The sequence below is a fragment of the Lunatimonas lonarensis genome, assembly GCF_000390185.1.
GTDB lineage: Bacteria > Bacteroidota > Bacteroidia > Cytophagales > Cyclobacteriaceae > Lunatimonas > Lunatimonas lonarensis.
In genome coordinates this window covers 1-3,676 of the sequence record NZ_AQHR01000063.1, presented here as the reverse complement: position 1 = coordinate 3,676, position 3,676 = coordinate 1, and the positions used below count along the sequence as shown (strand labels likewise).

The 3,676-nt window shown below is 34.2% G+C and carries 1 protein-coding gene; it reads left to right on the top strand.

The genetic code is table 11. The features are described from left to right. Positions 1–3,502, top strand: a 3,502-nt coding sequence (locus ADIS_RS10570; RefSeq protein WP_051113303.1) for an AAA domain-containing protein, incomplete at its 5' end; no start/stop codon positions are given. Between the last annotated feature and the right edge of the window lie 174 nt (positions 3,503–3,676).

Here is a 3,676-nt window from a genome sequence, read left to right as displayed (position 1 = left end):
ACCATTTACCCGAAAAAACAGATGGGGATGGGCGGCTGCTTACGAAGCAACACGAAACATATTAATTCAAGGCCCTCCAGGGACAGGAAAAAGTCAAACATTATCTGCAATCCTTATTAATGCTTTAGAGAATCACAAAAAGACAATTGTAGTTTGTGAAAAGAGAACGGCTTTAGAAGTTTTACATAATGCTTTAATAGAAAAAGACTTAAACTATCACTGCGTTTTAATTCGTGATATTGTCAAAGACCGAAAAACAATTGTTGATTCAGTTAGAGACAGGGTTGACAATTCATCTTATCGAAGATACCGCTACACATATTCCAAAGAATCTCTTGACAACCTTATCAAAAAAGCTAAAGGTCTTATTGATTCCATTAACGGAAAGCATAAAAAACTTGATGAAAAACTTCTAGGAGACAAATCTTGGACTGATATAGTCGGAACACTTTTATCTGAACTTAACGGAACCGATGAAGACCATACTTTAAACATCGACAAATCTCAATTCAAGTATAACTCTCAAGAATTGAACGGACTTTTAGAATTAGTTCAGAAAGGCCAAAATCTATATTCAAATTTCCAAACGTATGATTCAACTTCATTCCTTAACTCAAAGAAATTAGTTGGGGATAATCCATACGTAATTGAGCAAGGAATAAACGATTCATTTGAAGAATATGAAAAGTTACTTCAAAAAGTGTATGAACTCGAATCAAAATATAAAAGCGAGTATTTCCAGCTAAGAAAGGCTGAACTTTCTGAGCAAATACGAAGCGGACTACACATTCAAGATTCGATTAATGCCATTTATACCGAACACAAAGCCAATTCTGATTTCCTTGATGAAGATAAAACTAATGGATTCCTATATAAAGCAATAACCATTTTTTCTCAACCGAAAAAGAAGGTTGTTCAAGACCAAAAGAGAATCAAAGAACTTTTTGCAAATCTTGAAATTCATTATTCAAAATGCGCTGACCTTAAAGATTTTCAATTTTCACAATCGATTAAGAGTAATCTTATGAAAATTGAAGAAGCAAATAAACTCATTGATAAAACCAGCTCTGATTTTCAGTCTAAAATTGAAAATGAATATGATTCTATAGATGTTTTAGAATTTTCAACCCCTGATTATCAAACTGATATTTTAAAGTCGCTTAAAGAAAGTGCTTCGCTCTTAAAGGAGAAAATCAAGACTGATAGTTGGACTAATCATAAAATTGCATCTAATGAATTCAAAGGTTTCATTAAAGAAGTTGAGAAAATAATTCAGGAGAAAAAGGAATACTTTAACAACGAAAACGACATTTTTACAACAGAGTTTAAGTGGTTTCAATTTTACAATGGACTTTCGAATGAAGCTAAACTACTTGTTAATGAATTGAAAGGAAAAAGTAATTGGAGAAAGTCTTTTCTGATTCATTATTTAAATTCAATGCTTGTGAATTCTGCAAACGTTGATTTGCCAACAAATGATTCCGAACATATCGAGCTAAACAGTACATTAAACGGATTAGAAAGAGAGCAATTAAAGTATATCCGTGAGTTTTGGTTCTCAAAACAGATTGACACAACAAGAGATTTTGATCAAAGAAATACAAATCTTTCGGTTGAAAACTTATATAACAAGCGAAGTAGCAACAGATTTAAGCGACTTTCATTACGTCAAATAGTTCAATATGATGCTGATTTGTTCACTACCTTTTTTCCGATTATTCTAACTTCACCGGATGTCGCAAGTAACCTGTTTAAAGGTATGAATGGCTATTTCGACATAGTAATGTTTGATGAAGCGAGCCAATTACGTTTAGAAGACAACTTGCCTGCAATTTTAAAAGGTAAGCAGATAGTTATTGCAGGTGATGAACACCAAATGCCTCCTTCAAATTACTTTAGTAAAGTCTTTGATGGTACAATTGAAGACGAAGACGACCTTGAAGAAGAAGATGAAATTGTTGTAGATAGGGATAATATACTTTTGTCTTGTGAATCCCTTTTAGACTTTGGTGCTGAACTCAATTTTGAGAAACGTCACCTTGATTTTCATTATAGGTCAAGACACCCTTACCTCATAGATTTTTCAAATTATGCCTTTTATAATCAAAGGCTTAAACCACTTCCTAATACATTTGACTACACACCAATAAAATACATTCAAGTAAATGGCACTTTTTCAGACCACATCAATGATGCAGAAGCTGAAATGGTATTGTCAATAATTGAAAACAACATCAATCGCCTTCCAAATGGAGAATATCCAACACTTGGTATAGCCACGTTTAATATTGCCCAGCGAAATCACATCAAGAGTAAAATCTTAGAAAGGCAAAAATTCTCAAAGTTTGAAGAGTTCAATGCAAAAATTCAGGAATTAGAAGAAAACGGAATGTTCATCAAGAACCTAGAAAATATTCAAGGGGATGAAAGAGATGTTATCATTCTATCGACTACTTACGGACCAGGAAAAGACGGTAAATTTGCTCAGCGATTTGGCCCGATTAACCATTCCAAAGGATACAAACTATTAAACGTAATTATTACAAGAGCAAAGTATAAAGTATATGTATGTTCATCTGTGCCAGAAAAGGCGTTTATGAATTACAAGGACTTTTTGATAACCGAAGGTTCAAACAATAAGAGAGCTGTTTTCTACGCATATCTTGCATACAGCAAAGCTGTAAGTGAAGGAAATAATGATTCAAGAATAGGAATATTAACTGCACTTAGTGAAAATTCAACAAAGAGTACCTCTTTCAATGTCGGCAGTTTTGGTGAGCTAGAATCACCTTTTGAAGAAGAAGTTTATCAGCGTTTGGTTGATGAAGTGGGAGAATCAAAGTTAATTCCTCAAATGAAGGTTTCTGAATTCAGAATTGATATTGTGTACGACCCTAAAATTGCAGGAGTACCAAAAATTGCAATTGAATGTGATGGTGCTAAATATCATTCAAGTAGAGAAGCTTATTTGCACGACCGACACAGGCAAAAAATTCTTGAAAGCCACGGTTTTGTATTTCATAGAATATGGAGTACAAATTGGTGGCGAAACCCTCAAAAAGAAACAAAGCGATTAATTGAATTTATCAGAAGTGTAGAGTCGAGAAATGACTACAACTTAGCTGACCATTCTAGGACATCATTTGCATTTACAGACGAGTTTCAAATGGTTGAAAATTATGTTGCTCAAACAACAATTATTGATACCGACAATGAGATTGCGACAATTAAAAGCATTGAAAAGAAACAAGAAACGCAAGCAAAACTTTTCAAAGATGAAATCAGCTTAGGAAGTAAAGTTACAGTAAAGTATATGAACAACGGTAAAGACATTAAAGTGCACATTGTTGAGACAGCTAACAAGAATGAAATTTCCAACGGAATTCAAAAAATAAGTTTGAAATCACCTTTAGCGACATCAATTCTAGGTCATACAGTTGGTGACATTGTGAAAGTTGGTAATCTTGACAATTTTGTAGAAATAATTGAAGTAAAGAACTGATGCCAGCCCTTCACAGCCACACACATTGCCAAGTTGCACCAGCCGACACACAAGCCAAAACTTGGCAAAGAGTGTGTCTGTCCAAACGCACGACTGACCGACAATTGGAAGAAGAAAAAGAAGCACTAGGCGGTAACATACAAGGGCTAAACCGAAGTGGAGCGCAGCGGAATT